General features: G+C 72.9%; 25 protein-coding genes. 19 read left to right on the top strand and 6 right to left on the bottom strand.

The genetic code is table 11. From position 1 onward, the window contains the following. From JSX79_RS15320 to JSX79_RS15290, 7 genes are all read left to right on the top strand, one after another. The coding region (locus tag JSX79_RS15320) for an alpha-galactosidase (protein WP_229086931.1) at positions 1-1,812 on the top strand (1,812 nt) is incomplete at its 5' end. A gap of 98 nt (positions 1,813-1,910) precedes the next feature. Continuing rightward, positions 1,911-3,203, top strand: coding sequence for a chloride channel protein (locus JSX79_RS15315; protein WP_229086930.1), 1,293 nt, complete (start codon positions 1,911-1,913; stop codon positions 3,201-3,203). 97 nt (positions 3,204-3,300) lie between these two features. Continuing rightward, the gene (locus tag JSX79_RS15310; protein ID WP_070418268.1) at positions 3,301-3,513 is read left to right on the top strand and encodes an antitoxin; all 213 of its coding nucleotides are present in this window, start codon (positions 3,301-3,303) and stop codon (positions 3,511-3,513) included. Positions 3,514-3,634: 121 nt separating this feature from the next. Further along, a complete protein-coding gene (locus JSX79_RS15305) occupies positions 3,635-4,927 on the top strand; it encodes a SufS family cysteine desulfurase (RefSeq protein ID WP_229086935.1) in 1,293 nt (430 codons plus the stop codon). Then, complete coding sequence (gene sufU, locus JSX79_RS15300; protein ID WP_229086928.1) at positions 4,924-5,373, top strand: Fe-S cluster assembly sulfur transfer protein SufU; 450 nt, start codon at positions 4,924-4,926, stop codon at positions 5,371-5,373. Before JSX79_RS15305 ends, sufU begins: the two co-directional genes overlap by 4 nt. 124 nt (positions 5,374-5,497) lie before the next feature. Further along, entirely contained in the window at positions 5,498-6,901 is a 1,404-nt protein-coding gene (locus tag JSX79_RS15295; protein ID WP_071294584.1) for an LLM class flavin-dependent oxidoreductase, read from the top strand. A gap of 4 nt (positions 6,902-6,905) precedes the next feature. Continuing rightward, positions 6,906-7,451: a GNAT family N-acetyltransferase gene (locus JSX79_RS15290; protein ID WP_229086926.1), complete on the top strand. Its 546-nt coding sequence runs from the start codon at positions 6,906-6,908 to the stop codon at positions 7,449-7,451. A 4-nt stretch (positions 7,452-7,455) separates the two neighbouring features. Here JSX79_RS15290 and JSX79_RS15285 read toward each other — a convergent pair whose 3' ends face one another. Further along, positions 7,456-8,031 carry a VOC family protein gene (locus JSX79_RS15285; protein ID WP_083295244.1) on the bottom strand — a complete coding sequence of 192 codons (576 nt, stop codon included), beginning with the start codon at positions 8,029-8,031 and terminating at the stop codon, positions 7,456-7,458. A 179-nt stretch (positions 8,032-8,210) separates the two neighbouring features. Between JSX79_RS15285 and JSX79_RS15280 the strand changes: the two genes are divergently transcribed. The 7 genes from JSX79_RS15280 to JSX79_RS15250 all read left to right on the top strand — a co-directional run bounded on the left by JSX79_RS15280 (position 8,211) and on the right by JSX79_RS15250 (position 16,242). Next, the gene (locus JSX79_RS15280) at positions 8,211-8,930 is read left to right on the top strand and encodes a VIT1/CCC1 transporter family protein (RefSeq protein WP_229086924.1); all 720 of its coding nucleotides are present in this window, start codon (positions 8,211-8,213) and stop codon (positions 8,928-8,930) included. Between the two features lie 173 nt (positions 8,931-9,103). Beyond that, complete coding sequence (locus JSX79_RS15275) at positions 9,104-10,663, top strand: NCS1 family nucleobase:cation symporter-1 (RefSeq protein WP_229086922.1); 1,560 nt, start codon at positions 9,104-9,106, stop codon at positions 10,661-10,663. Between the two features lie 49 nt (positions 10,664-10,712). Then, positions 10,713-11,477, top strand: coding sequence for an aspartate/glutamate racemase family protein (locus JSX79_RS15270; protein ID WP_070418276.1), 765 nt, complete (start codon positions 10,713-10,715; stop codon positions 11,475-11,477). Continuing rightward, complete coding sequence (gene allB / locus JSX79_RS15265) at positions 11,474-12,871, top strand: allantoinase AllB (RefSeq protein ID WP_229086920.1); 1,398 nt, start codon at positions 11,474-11,476, stop codon at positions 12,869-12,871. The genes JSX79_RS15270 and allB overlap by 4 nt, the downstream gene beginning before the upstream one ends. A 43-nt stretch (positions 12,872-12,914) precedes the next feature. Continuing rightward, positions 12,915-14,156 carry an alanine--glyoxylate aminotransferase family protein gene (locus JSX79_RS15260; RefSeq protein WP_092386216.1) on the top strand — a complete coding sequence of 414 codons (1,242 nt, stop codon included), beginning with the start codon at positions 12,915-12,917 and terminating at the stop codon, positions 14,154-14,156. Then, complete coding sequence (locus JSX79_RS15255) at positions 14,153-15,412, top strand: allantoate amidohydrolase (protein WP_092386218.1); 1,260 nt, start codon at positions 14,153-14,155, stop codon at positions 15,410-15,412. The genes JSX79_RS15260 and JSX79_RS15255 overlap by 4 nt, the downstream gene beginning before the upstream one ends. Then, entirely contained in the window at positions 15,409-16,242 is an 834-nt protein-coding gene (locus JSX79_RS15250; protein WP_229086918.1) for a MurR/RpiR family transcriptional regulator, read from the top strand. The genes JSX79_RS15255 and JSX79_RS15250 overlap by 4 nt, the downstream gene beginning before the upstream one ends. Here JSX79_RS15250 and JSX79_RS15245 read toward each other — a convergent pair. Then, positions 16,209-16,736 (bottom strand): SRPBCC family protein, encoded by a 528-nt coding sequence (locus tag JSX79_RS15245; RefSeq protein ID WP_229086916.1) that lies wholly within the window; start codon positions 16,734-16,736, stop codon positions 16,209-16,211. The two genes, JSX79_RS15250 and JSX79_RS15245, sit on opposite strands and share 34 nt — an antisense overlap. After that, on the bottom strand, positions 16,733-17,308 hold the full coding sequence (locus tag JSX79_RS15240) for a GNAT family N-acetyltransferase (protein WP_229086914.1): 576 nt from the start codon (positions 17,306-17,308) through the stop codon (positions 16,733-16,735). The genes JSX79_RS15245 and JSX79_RS15240 overlap by 4 nt, the downstream gene beginning before the upstream one ends. Positions 17,309-17,352: 44 nt before the next feature. Here JSX79_RS15240 and JSX79_RS15235 point away from each other — a divergent pair, with 44 nt between their 5' ends. After that, entirely contained in the window at positions 17,353-18,390 is a 1,038-nt protein-coding gene (locus JSX79_RS15235) for a dipeptidase (protein WP_229086913.1), read from the top strand. Positions 18,391-18,402: 12 nt separating this feature from the next. On the opposite strand, the gene JSX79_RS15230 is transcribed toward JSX79_RS15235, so the two are convergent. Next, positions 18,403-19,074: a DUF899 family protein gene (locus JSX79_RS15230; RefSeq protein WP_229086911.1), complete on the bottom strand. Its 672-nt coding sequence runs from the start codon at positions 19,072-19,074 to the stop codon at positions 18,403-18,405. Positions 19,075-19,269: 195 nt separating this feature from the next. Here JSX79_RS15230 and cysK point away from each other — a divergent pair, with 195 nt between their 5' ends. Both cysK and epsC read left to right on the top strand, forming a co-directional pair. Then, complete coding sequence (gene cysK / locus JSX79_RS15225; protein WP_229086910.1) at positions 19,270-20,208, top strand: cysteine synthase A; 939 nt, start codon at positions 19,270-19,272, stop codon at positions 20,206-20,208. Beyond that, positions 20,205-20,789 (top strand): serine O-acetyltransferase EpsC, encoded by a 585-nt coding sequence (gene epsC, locus JSX79_RS15220; protein ID WP_229086908.1) that lies wholly within the window; start codon positions 20,205-20,207, stop codon positions 20,787-20,789. The genes cysK and epsC overlap by 4 nt, the downstream gene beginning before the upstream one ends. 10 nt (positions 20,790-20,799) lie before the next feature. Here epsC and JSX79_RS15215 read toward each other — a convergent pair whose 3' ends face one another. Then, a complete protein-coding gene (locus JSX79_RS15215; protein WP_139201839.1) occupies positions 20,800-21,099 on the bottom strand; it encodes an excalibur calcium-binding domain-containing protein in 300 nt (99 codons plus the stop codon). An 83-nt stretch (positions 21,100-21,182) separates the two neighbouring features. Between JSX79_RS15215 and JSX79_RS15210 the strand changes: the two genes are divergently transcribed. After that, a complete protein-coding gene (locus tag JSX79_RS15210) occupies positions 21,183-21,566 on the top strand; it encodes an MmcQ/YjbR family DNA-binding protein (protein WP_071294602.1) in 384 nt (127 codons plus the stop codon). 25 nt (positions 21,567-21,591) lie between these two features. Here the strand turns inward: JSX79_RS15210 and JSX79_RS15205 are convergent, their stop codons facing one another. Continuing rightward, a complete protein-coding gene (locus JSX79_RS15205) occupies positions 21,592-22,257 on the bottom strand; it encodes an MOSC domain-containing protein (RefSeq protein WP_229086906.1) in 666 nt (221 codons plus the stop codon). A 69-nt stretch (positions 22,258-22,326) separates the two neighbouring features. Here JSX79_RS15205 and JSX79_RS15200 point away from each other — a divergent pair, with 69 nt between their 5' ends. After that, the gene (locus tag JSX79_RS15200; RefSeq protein WP_229086904.1) at positions 22,327-22,515 is read left to right on the top strand and encodes a hypothetical protein; all 189 of its coding nucleotides are present in this window, start codon (positions 22,327-22,329) and stop codon (positions 22,513-22,515) included. The last annotated feature ends 13 nt before the right edge of the window (positions 22,516-22,528 follow it).

Raw genomic sequence — 22,528 nt, 5'->3', positions numbered from 1 at the left:
GCCCCCGCCTCCGTCACCGCCCACGCCGTGGACGCCACCGCCGGCCTCGCCCTCCGCCTCACCGTCGAGATGCTCCCCTCCGGCCTCGTCCGCACCCGCGCCGCCGTCACCAACACGGCCGCCGGCACCTACACCGTCGACGACCTCACCCTGGCCCTCCCGGTCCCGTCGCACGCCCGCGAGGTCCTCGACTTCGCCGGCCGCTGGGGCAAGGAGCGCACCCCGCAGCGCCGCGAGCTCGTCGTCGGCACCCACGAGCGCGAGGGCCGGAAGGGCCGGACGGGCGCCGACGCCGCCACGGTCCTGAGCGTCGGCGTCCCCGGGTTCGGGTTCGCCCACGGCGAGGTCTGGGGCGTGCACACGGCGTGGAGCGGCAACCACCGGCACCTCGCGGAACGCCTCGCCACCGGCCGCCAGGTCGTCGGCGGCGGCGAACTCCTGCTCCCCGGCGAGGTGCGCCTCGGCACCGGGGACAGCTACGAGGGACCGTGGGTGTACGCCGCGTACGGGGACGGCCTCGACGACCAGGCCCGCCGCTTCCACCGGTGGCTCCGCAGCCGCCCGCAGCACCCGAGGACGCCCCGCCCGGTGACGCTCAACGTCTGGGAGGCGGTCTACTTCGACCACGACCTCGCCCGGCTGACCGACCTGGCCGAGCGCGCCGCACGGCTCGGGGTCGAGCGGTACGTGCTCGACGACGGGTGGTTCCGGCACCGTCGCGACGACCACGCGGGCCTCGGCGACTGGTACGTGGACGAGGACGTCTGGCCGGACGGCCTCGGTCCGATCGTCGACCGGGTGCGGGCGCTCGGCATGCAGTTCGGCCTGTGGTTCGAGCCCGAGATGGTCAACGAGGACAGCGACCTCGCCCGAGCCCACCCGGAGTGGATCCTGCAGGCGGACGGACGCCTGCCGGTGCGGTCCCGGGACCAGCAGGTGCTGAACCTCGCGATCCCCGAGGCGTTCGCGTACCTGCTCGAGCGGATGACCGCGATCATCGGCGAGCACGGCGTCGACTACGTCAAGTGGGACCACAACCGCGACCTCGTCGAGGCGGGGCACCTCGGCGGCGGCGCAGCGGTCCACGAGCAGACCCTGGCGGCGTACCGGCTCATGGCGACGCTGAAGGAACGGTTCCCGGCGCTCGAGATCGAGTCCTGCTCGTCGGGTGGCGCCCGCGTGGACCTCGGCGTGATCGAGCACACCGACCGCGTCTGGGTCTCGGACGACATCGACCCGCTCGAGCGCCAGCAGATGCACCGGTGGACGCAGCAGCTCCTGCCCCCGGAACTGCTCGGCTCCCACGTCGCGAGCGGCCGGAACCACACGACCGGCCGGGTGCACGACCTGGCGTTCCGTGCCGGGACCGCGATCGTCGGGCACTTCGGCATCGAGTGGGACCTCGCGCAGGCGACGGACGCCGAGGAGACCGCGCTCGCCGAGTGGATCGCGCTCCACAAGGAGTGGCGGGGGCTGCTGCACGGCGGCGACCTCGTGCGCGTCGACGAGGTCGACGAGACCCGGCTCGTGTCCGGCACGGTCGCCGCCGACAAGCGGCAGGCGCTGTTCTTCTTCGTCAGCACCGGCCGGTCCGAGGTGTCTGGTACCGGCCGCGTCACCTTCCTCGACCTCGACCCGGACACCGCGTACCGGGTCGACCCGGTCGTGGTCGGCGCCGGGCACGGCATCGTGCCGCCCCCGTGGTGGTCGGGAGACCGGGTGTTCCGTGGGCGCGCGCTCGAGACGGTCGGCCTGCAGCCGCCGCTCGTGCCGGCCGACTGCGTGGTGCCGTACCGGCTCACGGCCGTCTGACGGCAGCGGGTCCGGCCACCGCCCAGGAGGCGCGGCTCGGCCCGGCAGCGTCCGCCCGGTCGCGGGGGCGGTGCCGACGTGCCGCTAGGCTTCCGGTCATGCCGCACCCTGGACACGCGACACGTGCGACCCCGGTCTGGGCACTCAAGCTCGCGGTCGTCACCGGACTGGTGGGGGTGGCAGGCGGCATCGCCGGCATCTCGGTGTGGCTCGCGCTGCAGCTCATCCAGTTCGTCGCGTTCGGGTACCCGTTCGGCGGCCACCTCGAGGCCGCAGACGCACCGAGTGCGCTGAACCGCTTCCTCGCCCTCGTCGCCGCCGGCCTCCTGACCGGCGTCGCCTGGTGGGCGCTCCGACGCTGGGGCCGCCCGGTCGTCTCCGTGCCCGCGGCCGTCGGCGGGAAGCGGATGCCCGCCCTCGCGACGGTCGCGAACGCGGGCGTGCAGATCCTGGCCGTGGGCCTCGGCGCCTCGATCGGCAAAGAAGTGGCGCCGCGCGAGATCGGGGCGTGGCTGTCCCAGCTCGTGACGGCACGGGCCGGCCTGACCGCCCGCGAGACGAAGATCCTCGTCGCCTGCGGTGCCGCCGCCGGCCTCGCCGCGGTCTACGACGTCCCGCTCGGGGGCGCCCTGTTCGCGGTCGAGGTGCTGCTCGGCGAGCTCACCTTCGCGACCGCGCTGCCGGCCTTCGCGACGAGCGCGGTCGCGGCGTTCGTGGCACGCCTCGTGATCCCGGACGAGGTGCTCTACCACGTGCCGGCGATGCACCTCTCGCCGTCGCTCCTCGTCTGGGCGGTGGTCGTCGGGCCGGTCCTCGGGTTCGCGGGCGTCGGCTTCGTGAAGCTCACGAACCGGCTGCAGGGCCTCGCGCCGAAGGGGTGGCGGCTCATCGTCGTGCTGCCGGTCGTCTTCGCCATGGTCGGACTCATCGCCGTGCCCTTCCCCGAGATCCTCGGCAACGGGCGGGCGCTCGGTGTCCTCGCGATGAACGCCTCGCTCGAGGACGGCTCCGTCGCCGGGCTCTCGCCGATCCTGTTCCTGCTCGCGCTCGGGGTCATCCGCACGATCACGACCTCGGCCACGATCGGTGCCGGGGCCGTCGGCGGCACGCTCACCCCGTCGATCGCGATCGGCTCCGCGGTCGGCGGTGGACTCGGTGGCCTCTGGCTGCTGCTCTGGCCGACCGACGGGCCGAGCCTCACGGCGTTCGCGTTCATCGGCGCCGCGGCCTTCCTCGCGACGACGATGCGGGCGCCCTTCACGGCCCTCGTGCTCGTCGTCGAGTTCACCCAGCAGGGGACCGACATCCTCATCCCCTCGCTCCTGGCGGTGTCCGGGTCGGTCGCCGTCGGCTACGTGCTCGCCCGCCGACGCAGCGCGCAGATGGTGTGAACACTTCGTCACGATCCGACACACCTGACGGGCCACCGGCCTACGATCGGCCGCACGACGGGGCACCGGGCTCCGTACCGGCGACGAGGAGCAACCGATGGCGGGGTTCGACGACATCACGAAGAAGGCCCAGGACTTCCTGCAGGACAACAAGGTCCAGGACGCCCTGAAGAGCGAGAAGGCCGAGGACATCAGCGACAAGGTGCTCGGCGGTGTCGCCGACGCGGTCAAGAAGGCCACGGGTGGCAAGTACGACGACAAGATCGACGGCGCCCGTGACGCGGCGGACAAGCAGATCGGCAACGAGTGACGCGGTTCCCGCGCACCGCACGGACGGCCCCGGACCACGTGTCCGGGGCCGTTCGCCGTCAGCGGTACCCGTCCGACTGGACTCCGGGCCGCGAGCAGACCACCATTGTGTGGTGACTGTCGTGGCGCCCAACCAACCGCTCACCGAGTCCGAGGTCGAGGCGATCAAACGGGACTTCCCGATCCTCCAGCAGGAGGTGAACGGGTTCCCCCTCGCCTACCTCGACTCCGGGGCCACCGCCGAACGACCCCGCCAGGTGCTCGACGCCGAACGACGCTTCCTCGAGCACGACAACGCCGCCGTGCACCGTGGCGCGCACACCCTCGCCGCGCTGAGCACCGACGCGTACGAGGACGCCCGGGCCACCGTCGCCGAGTTCGTCGGGGCGGCATCATCGTCCGAGGTCGTGTGGACCGCGAACGCCACCGACGCCCTCAACCTCGTGGCGTACGGCATCGCGAACGCGAGCCGCGGCCGTGGGGGACCGGACGCCGAGCGCTTCCGCATCGGACCCGGCGACGAGGTCCTCGTCACCGAGGCCGAGCACCACGCCAACCTCGTCCCGTGGCAGGAGCTCGCCGCGCTGACCGGTGCGACGCTCCGCTGGGTCCCCGTCGCGGACGACGGCACCTGGACGGCCGAGGACGCCGTCGCCCTGGTCTCCGACCGCACGAAGGTCGTCGCCTTCGCCCACGTCTCGAACGTCACGGGCATGGTCGCCCCGGTGTCCGCCGTCGTCGCGGCCGCCCACGCGCAAGGTGCCCTCGTCGTCCTCGACGCCTGCCAGTCCGCACCGCACCGGCCGCTCGACGTGCAGGCGCTCGGCGTCGACTTCGCGGCGTTCTCCGGGCACAAGATGCTCGGGCCGAACGGCATCGGCGTGCTCTGGGGCCGCCACGAGCTGCTCGACGCCCTGCCCCCGTTCCGGACCGGCGGCTCGATGATCACCACGGTGACGATGGAGCGCACCGACTTCATGCCGGCACCCGAGCGGTTCGAGGCCGGCACCCAGCCCGTGTCGCAGGCCGTGGCGCTCGCCGAGGCGGTCCGCTACCTGCAGGGCATCGGCATGGAGCGGGTCCGCGCGCACGAGGAGCACCTGGCCGAGCGCATGCTCACCGGACTCGCCGCGATCCCGGGCATCCACGTCGTCGGTCCGCCCGCCGGCGTGCCGCGGTCCGGTCTCGTGTCGTTCGACGTCGACGGCGTGCACGCCCACGACGTCTCGCAGTACCTCGACGCGCAGGGCATCGCGGTGCGCTCCGGCCACCACTGCGCCCAACCGCTGCACCGTCGGCTCGGCCTCGTCGCCACCAGCCGTGCGAGCACGTACGTCTACACGACCGAGCAGGACGTCGACCGGTTCCTCACGGCCGTCGGCGAGGTCCGCGGCTACTTCGGAGCGACCGCATGAGCGCCCTCGACTCCCTCTACCAGCAGGTCATCCTCGACCACGCGAAGGCCCGGCACGGCGACGGCGAGCTGCCCGACTCCGACGCCGAGCACTTCGAGCGCAACCCCACCTGCGGCGACGAGATCACCGTGCGCGTGCGCCTCGAGCCCGGCACCGACCGCATCGCCGGTCTCGCGTGGCAGGGCGACGGCTGCTCGATCTCGATGGCGTCGGCGTCGGTCCTCACGGACATGGCGGTCGGTCGCACGGTGCCCGAGCTGCTCGCGCTCACCGAGGAGTTCCGCACGATGATGCGGTCCCGCGGTGCGGGCGAACCCGACGAGGACGTGCTCGAGGACCTCGTCGCGTTCCACGGCGTCTCGAAGTTCGTCATGCGGGTCAAGTGCGGGATGCTCGCGTGGGTCGCGGCCGAGGCCGCCGCGCGCGAGGCGACCACGCGCTCCTGACGCGACCGGTCTGCGGTCCAGGAGGCACGATGCGGGCCCGCACCGTCCCTCCCGGACCGCAGTCCCACGTCACGGTTCGTCACCTTCCGCCGTCCGCCCCGGGACGGCACGTACCGTCACGCCCGTGAGCACGAGCAGCGAGCACCGTCAGATCCGGTTCAACGCCTTCGACATGAACTGCGTGGCGCACCAGTCCTCCGGGCTCTGGCGGCACCCGCGGGACCGGTCCCGGCACTACAACGACCTGTCGTACTGGACCGACCTCGCGCAGCTGCTCGAGCGGGGCAACTTCGACGGGATCTTCATCGCCGACGTGCTCGGGACGTACGACGTCTACGGCGACTCGAACGAGGCCGCGCTCCGCACCGGGTCGCAGGTCCCCGTGAACGACCCGATCCTGCTCGTGTCCGCGATGGCGTCGGTGACCGAGCACCTCGGCTTCGGGATCACGGCGGGGACCGCGTACGAGCACCCGTACCCGTTCGCCCGACGCATCTCGACGCTCGACCACCTCACGAAGGGCCGCATCGGCTGGAACGTCGTGACCGGGTACCTGCCGAGTGCCGCGCGGAACATGGGGCAGACCGACCAGCTCTCGCACGACGACCGGTACGACGTCGCCGACGAGTACCTCGAGGTCCTCTACAAGCTGTGGGAGGGCTCGTGGGAGGACGACGCCGTGGTCGAGGACCGCGAGACCGGCGTCTTCACCGACCCCGCGAAGGTCCACCCGATCGAGCACCACGGCACGCACTTCGACGTCCCGGGCATCCACCTGTCCGAGCCGTCGGTCCAGCGGTCGCCCGTGATCTACCAGGCCGGGGCCTCACCGCGCGGCATCCGGTTCGCGGCCGAGAACGCCGAGGCGGTGTTCGTGGGCGCACCGACCGTCGAGCAGCTCGCGTCGACCGTGCGGAAGGTCCGTGACGCCCTGGAGGCTGCTGGTCGCGACCGGTACGCCGCCCGCGTCTACACGTTGCTCACCGTCATCACCGACGCCACCGACGAGCTCGCCCAGGCCAAGTACGAGGACTACCTGTCCTACGCCTCGGAGCTCGGTGCGCTCGTGCTCAACTCCGGCTGGATGGGCGTCGACCTGTCGCAGTGGGACCTCGACGAGCCGCTCGGCGACGTCGAGTCGAACGCGATCCAGTCCGCGGCGGCGAACATCGCGGCGGCCACCGGGTCCGACGGGTCGAAGTGGACGATCCGGGACCTCGCCCGGCACACGGCGATCGGCGGCCTCGGCCCGGTCGCGGTCGGCGGCGGGGCGACCATCGCCGACCGGCTCGTCGAGATCCAGGAGCAGACGGACGTCGACGGGTTCAACCTCGCCTACGCGGTGACCCCGGGGACGTGGGAGGACGTCATCGAGTTCGTCGTGCCGGAGCTCCGTGCTCGCGGCGTCTACCCCGAGGGCTACGAGCCCGGATCGCTGCGGCACAAGCTGCACGGCCGCGGTGACCGGCTGCCGGCGGAGCACCGCGGGGCGTCGTTCCGGGTGGGGCAGTCCGCAGCCGTACGCTGAACGGGTGATCGGGTCGTCGTTCGTCGTGCGTGCCGCCGTCGAGGACGAGGTCACCGCGTGCGTCGACCTGTGGACGCGCGCCGTCGCCACCCGTGACGGTGTGCCCGAGTCGGACGCGGTCCGGGAACGCGCCCGGTCGAAGTTCGCGGTGCCCCGCGTCGCGCTCGTCGTGGCGTCGACGGAGCCGGACCGTGGTGCGGCCGCGGCGATCGCCGGGTTCGCGCTCGTCACCGCTCCGGGGACGGGGCGTCCGGGGGACCCGGAGGACGCGGCCTACCTCTCGCTCCTCGCCGTCGACCCGCGGGCCCAGGGGCACGGACTCGGACGGTCCCTGCTGCTGGGCGCCGTCGCCGAGGCGGGAGCCGCGGGCCACCGCCGAGCCCTGCTGCACGCGCTGGACGACAACGCGCCGGCGCTCCGGCTGTACCGCGGCGCGGGGTTCCGTCCCGTGGGCGCCCCCTTCGCGCACGCGCTGAGCGGGCGGCCGACCCGGGTCTGGATCGCCGACGGCGTCGACGCTGCCGAGGGTGTCGTCGCTGCCGACGACTGACCCGTCAGGACGGCTGAGGCTCCGGCTCCGGCTGGGGAACGGGCAGCGCGTCCGCCGCGCTCGGCCACGGCGCCCACTTCGCCCGTGGTGCGACGAGCAGGTACGGCTGCGGCGTCGGGTAGCTGACGAGTTCGAGCGTCGAGCCCCACGGGGTCCGGGTGTACACGAACCGGTTCCCCTCGCCGACCTCGAGGCCGCGGAGGTCCCGAGGATCCGAGTTGCGGGTGCCCCCGGCTGCCTCGATGCGGGCGAGCGTGCCGTCGAGGTCGTCCGTGTACATCGCGAGGTGCTGCCACCCGAGGTCCGCGGGGTGCACGGGACGGTGCTGGTCCGGTCCGTGGTACTCGAACAGCTCGAGCCCCGGTCCGTCCGGCAGTGCGAGCATCCGCATCGCGCCCTGTGCCATCGTCGACGGGATGCCCAGGTAGCGGTGCGCCTCGGCCGTCGCGTTCGGCTCCTCGGTGCGGCAGCGCATGTCGTACAGCACGACGGCGTCGAACGCCGCCTCGAAGAACGCCGTGGCGGCATCGATGTCCGGCACCGTGACGCCCACGTGGTCGATCCTGATTCCCGCGCTCATGGGCCGATCCTGACATCCGGGCGCCCGCACGTTCCGCCCGGGTGCCGAGGGTGCGGTGCCGATGCGGCTTCCCGCACGCCGCAGACCGGTGAGGTGAGGCTGCCCTCACCGGAAAACCCCTGATCAGGGTAGCCTCACCATGCTGGCGCCGACCCGTGCCGAGTGGCATCCTGGCCCGCATGTCGACCGCTGCGGACCTCGTCCTGCCCTCCACGGACCACGACGCCACGAGCGCCGCCCGGCTCAACTGGCTGCGCGCCGGCCTGCTCGGGGCCAACGACGGCATCGTCTCGGTCGCGGCGGTGCTCGTCGGCGTCGCGGGAGCCGGTGCGGGGACCGGTCCGGTCATCGCGGCGGGCACCGCAGCCCTCGTCGGCGGAGCGGTCTCGATGGCCCTCGGCGAGTACGTGTCCGTCAGTGGTGCCCGTGACGCCCAGCGCACCGGCCAGGCCGCCCACCAGGCCGAGCTCGAGGCGGAGTCGGAGGACGCCGGCACGATCGCCGCCCACTACCGGAGCCTCGGCGTCGACCCGGCCGTCGCGAGCGCCCTCGCCGACGAGCTCGTCCGACCCGAGGTGCGCCGTCGACGGGCAGCGGTCGCGCTCCGCGATGCCGCGGACGAGGTGGTGAGCCCGTGGCGTGCCGCGTGGGTGTCGGCGGCGACCTTCACGACCGGTGCCGCGCTGCCCTTCCTCGCGATGCTCCTCAGTCCCGAGCCCGCCCGCGTGGCGGTGACGGTCGTCGCGGTGCTCGTCGCGCTCGCCGCCACCGGGACGACCGGTGCCACGCTCGGTGGTGCGCCGCGTACGCGGGCGACGATCCGTGTCGTGACCGGGGGAGCGCTGGCCCTGGCCGCGACGTACGCGGCCGGGGCGGTCCTCGGGGCGCACGCGCTCTGAGCCGGCAGACGGCGGTCGGTGTCGGTGTCCGTGTCCGTGTCGGAACGATCGTTCCAGGACGGGCGTCACGACACACGACCGTTACACGGGGGTAACGGGCCGGGCGCAGTGTCTCCGTAGCGTCGTGGCAGAGGCGGGCACCGCTCGCCCTTCCCACTCCTTCGGAGGACGCCATGGCAACAGAGATCCAGCCCCCGGTCGCCGCGCCCCACGCCCCCCGCACGACGACAGCACCCGCCGGTGCCGGCGTCGTCCGCCCCGGGTACGACCCGGCGCTCACCAACGAGGACCTCGCTCCGCTCCGCAAGCAGACCTGGACGAGCTACAACATCTTCGCGTTCTGGATGTCGGACGTGCACTCGGTCGGCGGCTACGTCACCGCCGGGTCGCTCTTCGCCCTGGGCATCGCCAGCTGGCAGGTACTCATCGCCCTGGTGGTCGGCATCCTCATCGTGCAGGTGTTCGCGAACCTCGTCGCCAAGCCGTCCCAGCGCACCGGGGTGCCGTACCCGGTGATCAACCGCGCGGTGTTCGGCGTGCTCGGGGCGAACGTCCCCGCCATCATCCGCGGGCTCATCGCGATGGCCTGGTACGGCGTGCAGACCTTCCTCGCCGCCCAGTCGCTCAACATCGTCTTCCTCAAGTTCATCCCGGCCTCGGCGGGACTCCTCGAGCACTCGTTCCTCGGGCTCTCCGCGCTCGGCTGGATCTCGTACGCCATCCTCTGGGTCGCACAGGGCGCCCTCTTCTGGATGGGCATGGACGCGATCCGGAAGTTCATCGATTGGGCCGGCCCGGCGGTGTACGTCATCATGATCGCCCTCGCGATCTACCTCGTCAGCCGTGCCGGCATCGGGAACATCTCGTTCACGCTGTCCGCCGGTGCGCCGCTGTCGTTCGGCGCGAGCATCCCGGTGATGCTGTCCGCGATCGCCCTCGTGGTGAGCTACTTCTCCGGCCCGATGCTGAACTTCGGCGACTTCTCCCGCTACGCAAAGTCGTTCGACGCGGTGAAGCGTGGCAACCTCTGGGGCCTGCCGATCAACTTCCTGTTCTTCTCGGTGCTCACCGTCCTCTGCGCCAGTGCCACGGTGCCGGTGTTCGGCAAGCTCATCACCGACCCGATCGAGACCGTGCAGGCGATCGGGGCGCCGTTCGCGATCCTCCTCGGCGGGCTGACCTTCGTCACCGCGACCGTCGGCATCAACATCGTCGCGAACTTCATCAGCCCCGCGTTCGACTTCTCGAACGTGGCCCCGCGGAAGATCAGCTGGCGGGCGGGCGGCATGATCGCGGCCGTCGGGTCCGTCCTCCTCACCCCGTGGAACTGGTACGGCAACGACCAGGCGATCCTGTACACGCTGGGGGTCCTCGGCGCCCTGATCGGCCCGCTGTTCGGGATCCTCATCGCCGGCTACTACATCGTCGCGAAGCAGCGCATCGCGGTCGACGACATGTACACGAAGGACCCCGCGGCCCGGTACTGGTACGTCAAGGGCTTCAACCCGAACGCGATCTGGACGCTCGTCGTCACCGGTGCGGTGTCGGTCGCCAGTGCGGTCCTGCCGTCGGCGCTCGGCGTCGTCCCGTGGCTGTCGAACTACAGCTGGTTCATCGGGTGCGCCCTCGGTCTCGTCGTCTTCGTCGGGATGGAGCGCCTCCGTCCGAGCATGCCCGTGCTGGCCGCCGACGACCCGTCCGTCGACGACGGCGCCGCGGTCGGCCGGGCCTGACCGACCGAGCCGTTCAACCCGCACCACCCGCACCACCGGAAGGAACTCGATGCGCATCCGCGTCGTCAACCCCAACACCACCTCCTCGATGACCGCGGCGATCGGCAGCGCCGCCGCCGCGGTCGCCGGGCCCGGGACGATCGTCGAGGCCGTCAACCCCACCATGGGGCCGGCGTCGATCGAGAGCCACTACGAGGAGGCGCTGGCCGTCCCCGGGCTCCTCGAGCAGATCGCGCTCGGCGAGCAGGACGGTGTCGACGCGTTCGTGGTCGCGTGTTTCGGGGACCCCGGGCTCGACGCGGCACGCGAGGTCGCGTCCGGACCCGTCATCGGCATCGCGGAGGCGGCCTTCCACGCCGCCGCGATGCTCGGGCGCCGGTTCGGCGTGGTGACCACCCTGAGCCGGACCACCGGCCGGGCGCACGAACTCGCCGAACGGTACGGGTTCGCGTCGCTCGTGACCGAGGTCCGGGCGTGCGAGGTCCCCGTGCTCCGCCTGGAGGACCCGGACTCGGACGCCCGGGCACTCGTCGTGGAGGAGTGCCGGGCCGTGCTCGCCGGCGGCGCCGACGCCGTGGTGCTCGGCTGCGCCGGCATGGCGGACTTCTGCGCCGAGGTGTCCCGGGCCGTCGGGGCGCCGGTCGTCGACGGTGTCGCGGCGGCCACGGTGCTCGCCGAGTCCCTCGTGCGCCTCGGGCTCACGACCGGGCGACGCGGCGAGTACGCGCCACCCCCGGCCAAGCCGATGGCGGGACTGCTCGCGGGGTTCGAACGCCGGCCGATGGCGGGCGCGACGGTCGGGGCGGGCGCATGACGCGCCTCCAGGGCCCTGCCGGGGACACGACGGCCGCACCCGCACCCGCTGACCTGGTCCTGCGCGCCGGCCGCGCCTGGATCGACGGCGCCTTCCGCCCCGCAGCCGTCGTCGTCCGCGACGGGCGGGTCGATGCCGTCGTGGCCGTGGACGAACCCGTCGACGCCGTCGAGGACCGCACCGTGCCCGACGCGCACGTCCTGCTCCCTGGCCTGGTCGACACGCACGTGCACGTGAACGAGCCCGGCCGCACCGAGTGGGAGGGGTTCGCCTCGGCGACCCGTGCGGCCGCACTCGGCGGCGTCACCACGATCATCGACATGCCGCTCAACTCGATCCCCGCGACGACGACCGTCGAGGCGCTCGAGGTCAAGCGCGCGAGCGCCGCGGGCCGCGTCGCCGTCGACGTCGGGTTCTGGGGCGGTGCCGTCCCGGCGAACGTCGGGTCGCTCGACGGCCTGCACGACGCCGGCGTGTTCGGCTTCAAGTGCTTCACCGCGCCGTCCGGGGTCGACGAGTTCCCGCACCTCGACGCACCGCAGCTGCGCGCGGCGATCGAGGAGGTCGCCCGCATCGACGCCCTGCTCATCGTGCACGCCGAGGACCCCGAGTTCCTGGTCGACCACGCGGCGCTCGGCGGACACTACGAGGACTTCCTCGCCACCCGCCCGGTCGACGCCGAGCGGTCCGCGATCGCCCGAGTGGTCGAGGGTGCCCGCGAGACGGGCGCTCGCGTGCACGTCCTGCACCTGTCGGACGCCGGCGCGCTGCCGATGATCCGCGCCGCGAAGGACGACGGCGTGCGGATCACGGTCGAGACCTGCCCGCACTACCTCGCCTTCGAGGCCGGCACGATCCCCGACGGGGCGACCGAGTTCAAGTGCTGCCCGCCGATCCGCGACGACGCCAACCGCGACGCGCTCTGGGCCGGGGTCCTGGACGGGACGATCGACATGATCGTGTCCGACCACTCGCCGTCCACCGCGGACCTCAAGACCGACGACTGGGGGACCGCCTGGGGCGGGATCGCCGGGCTGCAGGTCGGCTTCCGTGCCGTGTGGACGGAGGCCCTGCGCCGCGGTGTCGCGCTCGAGCAGCTGCTGCCGCACTTCACGACCGGCCCGGCGGCACTCGCCGGCTTCGCCGACCGCGGGCGCATCGCGCCGGGCGCACTCGCGCACTTCGCGGTGTTCGACGCGTCCGCCTCGGCGGTCGTCGACGTGGCCGGGCTCGCGCACCGCAACCCCGTCTCGGCGTTCGCCGGCCTGGAGGCGCGGGGCAGCGTCACCGAGACCTGGTTGCGCGGGCGACTGGTCGCGACCGCGGACGGCGGCGTCACGTCCGTCAGCGGAGCGCTCGTCGACCGACCCGTGCTCGCGGGAACACCGCTGTAACGATCGTTCCGATACGATCTCCACCGGAACGAGAGGACCGAACATGCTCCCTGTGAACCCACCCGCCCGTCTGCTCATGGGACCGGGGCCGATCACCGCCGACCCGCGGGTGCTCCGTGCCCTGTCGACCCCGCTCGTCGGGCAGTACGACCCGTGGATGACCACCACGATGAACGAGACGCAGGAGCTGTACCGGCGGGTGTTCGGCACCACGAACGAGGCGACCGTCCTCGTCGACGGCACCTCCCGCGCCGGCATCGAGGCGGCGCTCGTCTCCCTGCTCGCCCCGGGGGACCGCGTGCTCGTGCCGGTGTTCGGGCGCTTCGGGCACCTGCTCGCCGAGATCGCCGGGCGTGCCGGGGCCGAGGTCCACACGATCGAGACCGAGTGGGGGCAGGTGTTCACCCCGTCGGCGATCGAGGACGCGATCGCGCGGGTGCGCCCGAAGGTCCTGGCGATCGTGCAGGGCGACACCTCGACCACGATGAACCAGCCGCTCGACGAGCTCGGAGCGATCTGCGAACGGTACGGCGTGCTGTTCTACACGGACGCGACCGCCACCGTCGGGGGCAACCCGCTCGAGGTCGACGCCTGGGGCATCGACGCCGTGAGCGCGGGGCTGCAGAAGTGCCTGGGCGGACCGTCCGGCAGCGCGCCGCTCACCGTCTCGCCGCGGGCCGTCGCTGTGCTCGACCAGCGTCGCAGCGTCGAGGCGGGCATCCGCGAACCCGGGGACGAGGTCGCCGACGAACCCATCCGGTCGAACTACCTCGACCTCGCGATGATCCTCGACTACTGGGGGCCGCGACGGCTCAACCACCACACCGAGGCCGCGTCGATGCTCTACGCCGCGAACGAGTGCGCCCGGATCCTGCTCGAGGAGGGCCGCGACGCCGTGGTCGCACGGCACGAGACCGCCGGTCGCGCGATGACCGCCGGCGTGCAGGCACTCGGGCTCGGCGTCTTCGGCGACCTCGGGCACAAGATGCACAACGTCGTCGCGGTCGAGATCCCGTCGGACGTCGTCGGCGACCAGGTCCGCGCCGCGATGCTCGACGACCACGGCATCGAGATCGGCACGTCGTTCGGGCCGCTGCACGGACGGGTCTGGCGGATCGGCACCATGGGCTACAACGCGCGCAAGGACACCGTCGTGACGACCCTCGCCGCGCTCGAGCACGCCCTGCGCCGGGCCGGGCACGCGGTGCCGTCCGGCGGTGGCGTGGACGCGGCGCTCGACGTCTACGCCGGCGCAGGCGTCGTCGCTGCCGGGGTGTCGGCGTGAGCGCGCCGTCCGTGGTCCGGGCCTCCGCGACCGCCACCGCAGACGCGACGCTGATCGCCGGGTGGTGCGACGAACTCGCGACCGTCACCGAGGAGCCCGGCCGGATCACCCGCGTCTACCTCTCGCCGGAGCACGCACGGGTCAACGCGATCGTCGCCGGCTGGATGCGCGACGCCGGCCTCAGCACCTGGCAGGACGCGGCGGGCAACCTGCACGGCCGCGTCGACGGTGCGACCCCCGACGCCCCCGTGCTGCTGCTCGGGTCGCACCTCGACACCGTGGTGGACGCCGGCCGGTACGACGGGATCGTCGGGGTCCTCATGGCGATCCGGACGGTGGCGCGTGTGACCGCCGACGGCCCGCTCCCCGTCGCGCTCGAGGTCATCGCGTTCTCCGACGAGGAGGGCACCCGCTTCGGCAAGGCGCTGCTCGGGTCCTCCGCGGTCGCCGGTGTCTGGGACGAGTCCTGGTGGGACCTCGCCGACGGCGACGGAGTCACCCTCCGCGACGCCTTCACCCGCTTCGGGCTCGACCCGTCGCGCGTGCACGAGGCCGCGGTCGAACCGTCGGTGCTCGCCGGCTACCTCGAGGCGCACATCGAGCAGGGACCGTACCTCGAACAGGCCGGTCAGGCGCTCGGCGTCGTCACGAGCATCGCGAGCGCGCGGCGGTTCACCGTCGAGGCCGTCGGCGAGGCCCGGCACGCCGGCGGTACCCCCTACGACCGACGGCACGACGCGCTGCTCGCCGCCGCCGAGGCCGCCCTCGCCGTCGAACGGATCTGCCGGGCGTCGCAGCACGTCGGCACGGTCGGCACCATGACCGTCGAACCCGGTGCCGTGAACGTCGTCCCGGGGCTGGCACGGTTCTCGGTCGACCTGCGCGGGGAGTTCGACGAGGGACGCGACGCCGTGTGGGACGAGATCACGAAGGCGTTCGCGCTCATCGGGGAACGCCGTGGCGTCAGCGTCGAGCCGACCGAGGTCCACCGTGCGCCGGCGGTGTTCTGCGCACCGCGGCTGATGGACGCCGTCCGGGCGGGCATCGAGTCGACGGGGGAGCCCCGTCCGATCGAGCTGTTCTCCCGCGCGGGACACGACGCCATGTCGCTCGGGCTCGTGACCGATGTCGCGATGCTCTTCCTCCGCAACCCGGACGGCATCAGCCACCACCCCGACGAGTTCGTCTCCACCGAGGACATCGCCCTCGGGCTCGACGCGCTCGCGGTCGCGGTCGGACGGGTGGCCGCAGCGTGAGCACCGCGGGCCTCGACGTCCGGGCGCGCATCGACTCGGTGTGGGAGCAGCTGTCCCCGGCCGAGCGCCGCGTCGCCGCGATGGTGCGCCACGACCCCGAACTCCTGCTCGTCGGGACGTCAGCCGAGCTCGCCGCCGAGTCGGGCACCTCGAAGGCCACGGTCTCCCGGCTCGTCCGGTCGCTCGGCTTCCAGGACGCCGCCGAGGTCCGGCAGAACCTGATGTCGGCACGGGGCTCCGGCCTGCCGTGGGCCGCCGAGGACGCGGCGCACGTCGACCAGCGCGCCGTCGAGTCGCGCAACCTCGACGCCGCGTTCGCCTCGCTCGCCCGGGCCGACCGTCCCCGTCTCGCCCGGCGGATCGTCCGCGCGCGGCGGGTGCTCGTGGCGGGGGAGCGCGGGGCGTACCCGATCGCCCTCCAGCTGCGCGCCCAGCTCGCGCAGGTCCGACCGGACGTCCGCATCGGCCCGGCCCCGGGGCAGCGCCTCGGCGAAGAGGTGGCCGACCTCGACCGACGCGACCTCGTCATCATCGTCACGGTGCGCCGGCACGCCGCCGGCATCGGCAAGCTCGTGCGGCACTGCGTCGCCAGCGGCGCGGACGTCGTCGTCCTGGGCGACCCGACCGCGGCGGTCATCGCGGCCCCGGCGGCCACGGCGATCCTCTGCCCGGTGGACTCCCCGTCGGCGTTCGACTCGATGGCGGCGCTGTTCGCCGTCGTCGCCGCGGTCGCGAACGACGTGTACGAGGCATCCGGCCCGGGCGGGCGTGCACGGGTGGACGCGGTGGCGCAGGCCTACGACGCGCTGGGGGAGCTCGCCGCGCCCTGACCCGTGCCGTCGCCGCGCTCGTCGTCGCCGGCACCGCCGCGCTCGTCGGCGAGTTCGGCCGCCAGCGAGGCGTTGCGCTCCCGGATCAGCCGCGGCAGGTACCGGGCCAGCGCGAGCCGCTCGGCGACGACCCCGAGCACCCCGAGCGGTGCGCGGAACTCGATCTCGTCGACCATCCGCGTGCCGCCGGCCGACGGCTCGAACCGGTGCTCGTGCCGGAACCGGGCGAACGGTCCACGCACCTGTTCGTCGACGAACCGGTGGGGCGCCTCCAGGGCCGTGATCCGACTCGTCATCCGCCACACGATCCCGAAGTGCCGCGCGCGCCACGTGACGGACTCACCGAGCCCGATCGTGCCGGCCGTGGTGCCCGCGACCGCGCGCTCGTCCGTGGCGGCCATGGACCGCTCGTGCGCGCCGATGTCGAGCGACAGCGCGAACGCGCGCTCCGGCGGGACAGCGAGGTCGGTGACGACCCGGAACGTGACGGTCACGACGTCGGCCAGTCCGGTCGGACGGATCGGTCGTCGTCGCGCAGGACGGCTGCCAGCAGCTGGTCGTGGCGCCGGCCGTGCTGGAGCACCGCGGACCGCTGACGCCCTTCGAACCGCATGCCGAGCCGCTGCGCGACGGCGATCGACGCACGGTTCTCCGCCATCGCCCGCCACTGCACGCGCGCGAGCCCGAGCCCGTCGGGAGCCGGCGCGAACGCCCACTGCAGCACGCGGTCCGCCGCCTCGGTCACGAAGCCGTGCCCGCGGGCGTCCGGGTGGGTCGCGTACCCGATCTCCGCGCCGCCGCCGGCGAACCCGAAGAGCCCGACGGTACCGAGCAGCCGTGGGTCGTCGGCACGGCGGAGGGCGAACTCGTAGCGGGTGTCCGACGCCCAGCCGTCCTGCACCACGGCCGTGAGCCAGTGGCGGGCCTCGGCGTGACCGTACGGTTCGGGCATCGGGATGAACGCCACCACGTCGGGATCGGTCGCGTAAGCGACGACGTCGTCGGCATCGGTGAGCTCGGGGACCGAGAGGACCAGCCGCTCGGTCCGCAGCGTGACGGGGTCCATGGGGCGAGCCTAGCGACGGCGGTCGTCGCGGTAGCGTCGTGGCCATGACGTTCGACGCGCTCCCGTTCCCGGTCATCGACGGACACAACGACCTGCCCTGGGAGCGGCGCGAGACCCACGACTCCGGGATCGAGGGCATCGACTCCGAGCAGGGGTCCCTGCACACCGACCTGCCGAAGCTCCGTGCCGGCGGGGTGGTCGGGCAGTTCTGGTCGGTGTTCGTCCCCACCGACGTCCCCGATCCCGTCCGCGCGACGCTGCAGCAGGTCGACCTCGCGCACCGGATCATCGAGCGGTACCCGGAATCGCTCGCCCTCGCCCGGACCGCGGCCGAGGTCGTCGCGGCCGTCGACGCCGGGCGCACCGCGTCGCTCCTCGGCGCCGAGGGCGGCCACTCGATCGGTGACGACCTGGCGGTGCTCCGCGACCTCGCCCGGCTCGGGGTCCGGTACATGACCCTCACGCACAACGACGACACACCCTGGGCCGACTCGGCCACCGGCTCCCACCCGCACGGCGGCCTGACCGACCGTGGGCGCGAGGTCGTGGCCGAGATGGAGCGGATCGGGATGCTCGTCGACCTGTCGCACACGTCGCCGGAGACCATGCGCGACACCCTCGACGTCGCCACCCGGCCCGTGGTGTTCAGCCACTCGTCGACGATCGCGGTGAACGACCACCCGCGGAACGTCCCGGACGACGTGCTCGCCCGCCTGCGCGACAACGGCGGTGTGGTGATGATCACCTTCGTGCCGAAGTTCGTGTCCCGGGCGTGGGCCGACTGGGAAGACGCCGGTTCGGTGGGGGAGCCCCCGCTCGTCACGGTGTCGGACGTGGCGGACCACGTCGAGCACGCGCGCGAGGTCGCCGGCGCGGCGCACATCGGGCTCGGCGGCGACTACGACGGGACGCCCGTGCTGCCGCCGGACCTGCGGGACGTGTCGCGGTACCCGGTGCTGGCGGCGGAACTGCAGCGTCGTGGCTGGGGCCCGGAGGACCTGCGTGCCCTGGCCGGGGGCAACGTGCTGCGGGTGCTCGCGGCGACGGACGAGCGGTTCGCGCGGACGGCGCACGTGCGCTGACCGGCGGCCCGGTCAGCCGTAGGTGGGGTACTGCGGCCAGCCCTCGGGACTGTCCTCCCAGTCCTGCTGCCGCCCGTACACCGTGCGGTCCATGATGTGCGGCACCGGCAGGATCGCCTCCGTCCCGCGCGCACCGGTCGCGTAGGTCAGGTACGGCACACCGTCGCGCAGCAGGTAGTACGAGTACCCGGGCACCGGGCCGTCCCAGTCGTCGCTGTGCACGGTCCAGCCCCAGTCGTCGTGGTAGCTCGTCGCGTCGGACGACACCCACGTGTGCGGCCACCCGTGCTGCTGCCGCCAGGCCTCGAGCCGCTCGATCGGCCCCTCGGAGACCATCGCGAACGCGATCCCCTCGTCGTCGAGGCGGCCCATGTCGGCGGGCAGGTTGTCGACGGCCCACGTGCAGCTCGGGCAGCCGGCGTCCCAGTCCCGTCCGTACATGACGTTCTGCACGAGGAGCAGGTACTTCCCGGCGAACAGCTCCGTCAGTCGCACGGGACCGTCGGGACCGGTGAACTCGTAGTCGTCGACGCGGACCATCGGGAGCCGTCGGCGCGCGGCCGAGACGCGGTCGCCGTGGCGGGTGAGTTCCTTCTCGTCGCGCACCTGCGCGGCGAGCGCCGTGTCGAACGCTGCGCGGTCGACGACGGGTGGCGTGGCGTCGGGTTGCTGCTCCTTGGACATGGCGACCTCCTCGTCGTTGCGGCGCACGGTACGCGCGTCGCGGTCGCGGCGTGACGGACGGGAGGCGCGGCGCGCGCCCGGTGCGCAGCACGCGTCACGCAGGCAGCACCATCCGGGGTCCGATCGCTAGGATCGCAGCGCACGCCGTGCCTCCAGGGCGGAGGCACGCGACCTGACCCGAAGAGGACGGTACCGATGAGCGGCACGATCCACGACAACATCTCGCAGGCGTTCGGGAACACGCCGCTGGTCCGGCTGAACCGCCTCCCGAAGGAGGGCGGCGCCGAGGTCCTGGCGAAGCTCGAGTTCTACAACCCGGGTGCGAGCGTGAAGGACCGGCTCGGCGTCGCGATCATCGATGCGGCCGAGGAGTCCGGCGAGCTGCAGGCCGGCGGGACGATCGTCGAGGGGTCCTCCGGCAACACGGGCATCGCGCTCGCACTGGTCGGCGCGGCTCGCGGGTACCGGGTCGTCGTCACGATGCCCGAGACGATGAGTGTCGAGCGTCGCGCCCTCATCCGCGCGTACGGTGCCGAGATCGTCCTCACCCCGGGGCCGGAGGGCATGAAGGGCGCGGTGTCGAAGGCGGAGCAGATCGTCGCCGAGACGCCCGGCGCGATCCTGGCCCACCAGTTCGAGACGCCGGCGAACGCGGCCATCCACCGGAAGACGACGGCGGAGGAGATCCTCCGCGACACCGAGGAGCACGTCGACGTGTTCGTCGCGGGCGTCGGCACGGGCGGCACGATCACCGGTGTCGGCCAGGTCCTCAAGGAGCGCGTGCCCGGTGTGCAGATCGTCGCGGTGGAGCCGAAGGACTCGCCGCTGCTGACCGAGGGCAAGGCCGGTCCGCACAAGATCCAGGGCATCGGTGCGAACTTCATCCCCGAGGTCCTCGACCAGTCGGTCATCGACGAGGTGTTCGACGTCGAGCTGGACGACGCGCTCCGGGTCGCCCGCGACCTCGGCACGCAGGAGGGCATCCTCGCGGGCATCTCGTCCGGCGCGATCATCCACGCCGCGATCGAGATCGCCGCGCGTCCGGAGAACGCGGGCAAGCGGGTCGTCGCGATCGTGTGCGACACCGGCGAGCGCTACCTGTCGACGGTCCTCTTCGAGGGACTCACTGCGTGAGTCGTCCCGCCCGACGAGGCGTGCTGCGGACCGTCCGGGAGGACCTGGCCGCAGCACGCCGCGGTGACCCCGCGTCCCGTGGCGACCTCGAGAACGCGATCGTCTACTCGGGACTGCACGCCGTCTGGACCCACCGACTGACGCACCGGCTCTGGATCGCCGAGGGCCTGCCGGGATCGCGGTTCGCGGCCCGGGTCCTCGCGCAGGTCGCCCGGTCGGTCACCGGCATCGAGATCCACCCCGGTGCCCGCATCGGCCGCCGGTTCTTCATCGACCACGGCATGGGGGTCGTCATCGGGGAGACCGCGGTGGTCGGCGACGACGTCGTGCTCTTCCACGGGGTGACCCTCGGCGGCCGCGGGGGCGACCACGGGCCCGGAGCTCGTCGGCACCCGGCGGTGGGGGACCGCGTCGTGCTCGGTGCCGGGTCGTCGCTCATCGGCGCGATCACGGTCGGCGCGGACTCCGTCGTCGGCGCGAACACGGTGGTGACGAAGGACGTCCCACCGGGGTCGGTCGTGACGGGTGTCGCCGGGACGGCCCGCCCGCGCTCGGGACACGAGGGCGTCCCGCCCCTCTGACGGGTCGGGGTCAGCTCTTCTCGCAGGCGATCCCGTCGCCGTCGGCGTCCATCTTCTTGTTCGCCGCGTACAGCGCGTCGTCCTTCTTCACCGTGCCCTTGAGTGCCCGGTACGTGACCTTGCCCTTCGAGGTGACGCGGTTCTTCGTGACGGACTTCTTCGCGATCCCGCCCGAGTACACCTTCTGCACGGCGGTGCAGTTCTTGTAGACGGTGGGGGCGGCCTGCGCGGTCGAGGCGCCGCCGACGACGGCGGTGGCAGCGAGCACGGCGGTGGCGGCGGCGATGCTGAGGGTTCGGGTGATGTGCACGGCCTGAGGATAGTTCGGAACCGGGGCCTGCACGCACCCCAGAACGAGGTGCACCGTCGGCGGTCCGGTGCATGCTGGAGCACATGGACGGCGAGACGCTGCACGAGGTCGCGATCCGCACCGCGATGGCCCTGCCCGCGGTGGCGGAGACCCAGCCCTTCGGTGAAGGCGCGTTCGTCTACAAGGTCGTCGGCAAGATGTTCGTGATGACGTCCGAGCTCCGCGGCGTGCCGATCGTGAACCTCAAGTGCGCGCCGCCCCACGGTGCCGCCCTGGTGCGCGACCACGCCGAGATCACCCCGGGCTGGCACATGAACAAGCAGCACTGGATCACGCTGTCGCCCGGGGACGGCATCGACGAGACCCTGGTCGAGGACCTCGTCGGCAACGCGTACGACCTCGTCGTCGCGAAGCTGCCGCAGGCGAAGCGCCCGATCGACCCGGTGCGCCGGACGCAGCAGGACTGACCAGGGCACGGCGGACCGCCCGCACTCAGGCGGTCGCGCGCGCCAGGACCTTCGACACGTCCCGGACGACCTTCGGCGCGAGCCCACCCGTCCCCGGGCCACCAGGACCCGTCCCGCGCCCCGACGACAGCACGGCCTGCGCCTGCTCGGGCGTCAGGCCCGCGAAGAGCTGGCCGATCGTGACGCCGTGGTCCGGTCGGTGGGTGACGACGACCGGGTCGCCGGCGGACACGGGCCCGGACCGCACCACGCGGAGGTAGGCGCCGGGGCGGCCCTCCTCCGTGAACCGCTTGACCCACTTGTCCACCCGCATCCGGCGGGCGAAGGTGCCGCAGGGGATCCGCGGGATCGTGACCTCGAGCTCGAGGGTCTCGCCGATCCGCCAGCGTTCCCCCGTCACGGCGCCGGTGACGTCGACGCCCGTCGTGCGCAGGTTCTCGCCGAACAACCCCGGCGGGACGTCCCGGTCGAGCAGGTCCGCGAAGTACGCCGCGTCCTCGTCCGCGTAGGCGTACACCGCCTGGTCCTCGCCGCCGTGGTGCTTCCGGTCCGCCTGCACGTCGGCGTACAGCCCGAGCGGACGGACCCGGACGGGGCCGTCGACGGGGCGCTTGTCGATCGCGGTGACCCCGATGGTGCCGGAGTCGGGCAACAGGCGGTCGACGCGGCAGACGGCGGTGACGAGGGACATGCCCCCAGCCTGCCGCAGAACCCGCGAACGCAGAAGTGTGACGATCCGGCTGTCCGTTCCGTCCCATCGGTGAGCACCCCGATGGAGGACCCCGTCATGACCGACACCGCACCCACAGCACGCCTCGCGACCACCGCGCTCGTCCGCGTCGGGCACGAGCACGTCCTGGCGCAGGCACGCGTCCGGTCGCTGTCCGCGCGGCCCGTCGGCCCGATGAAGGTCCGCCGCACGCACGGACACCCGGCCCACACGGCCTAGCGGCACGACGGCA

Source organism: Curtobacterium sp. GD1 (genome assembly GCF_020882855.1).
Lineage (GTDB): Bacteria > Actinomycetota > Actinomycetes > Actinomycetales > Microbacteriaceae > Curtobacterium.
Note: the sequence above shows the minus strand (reverse complement) of the source record. Positions and strands in the feature narration are given on the sequence as shown.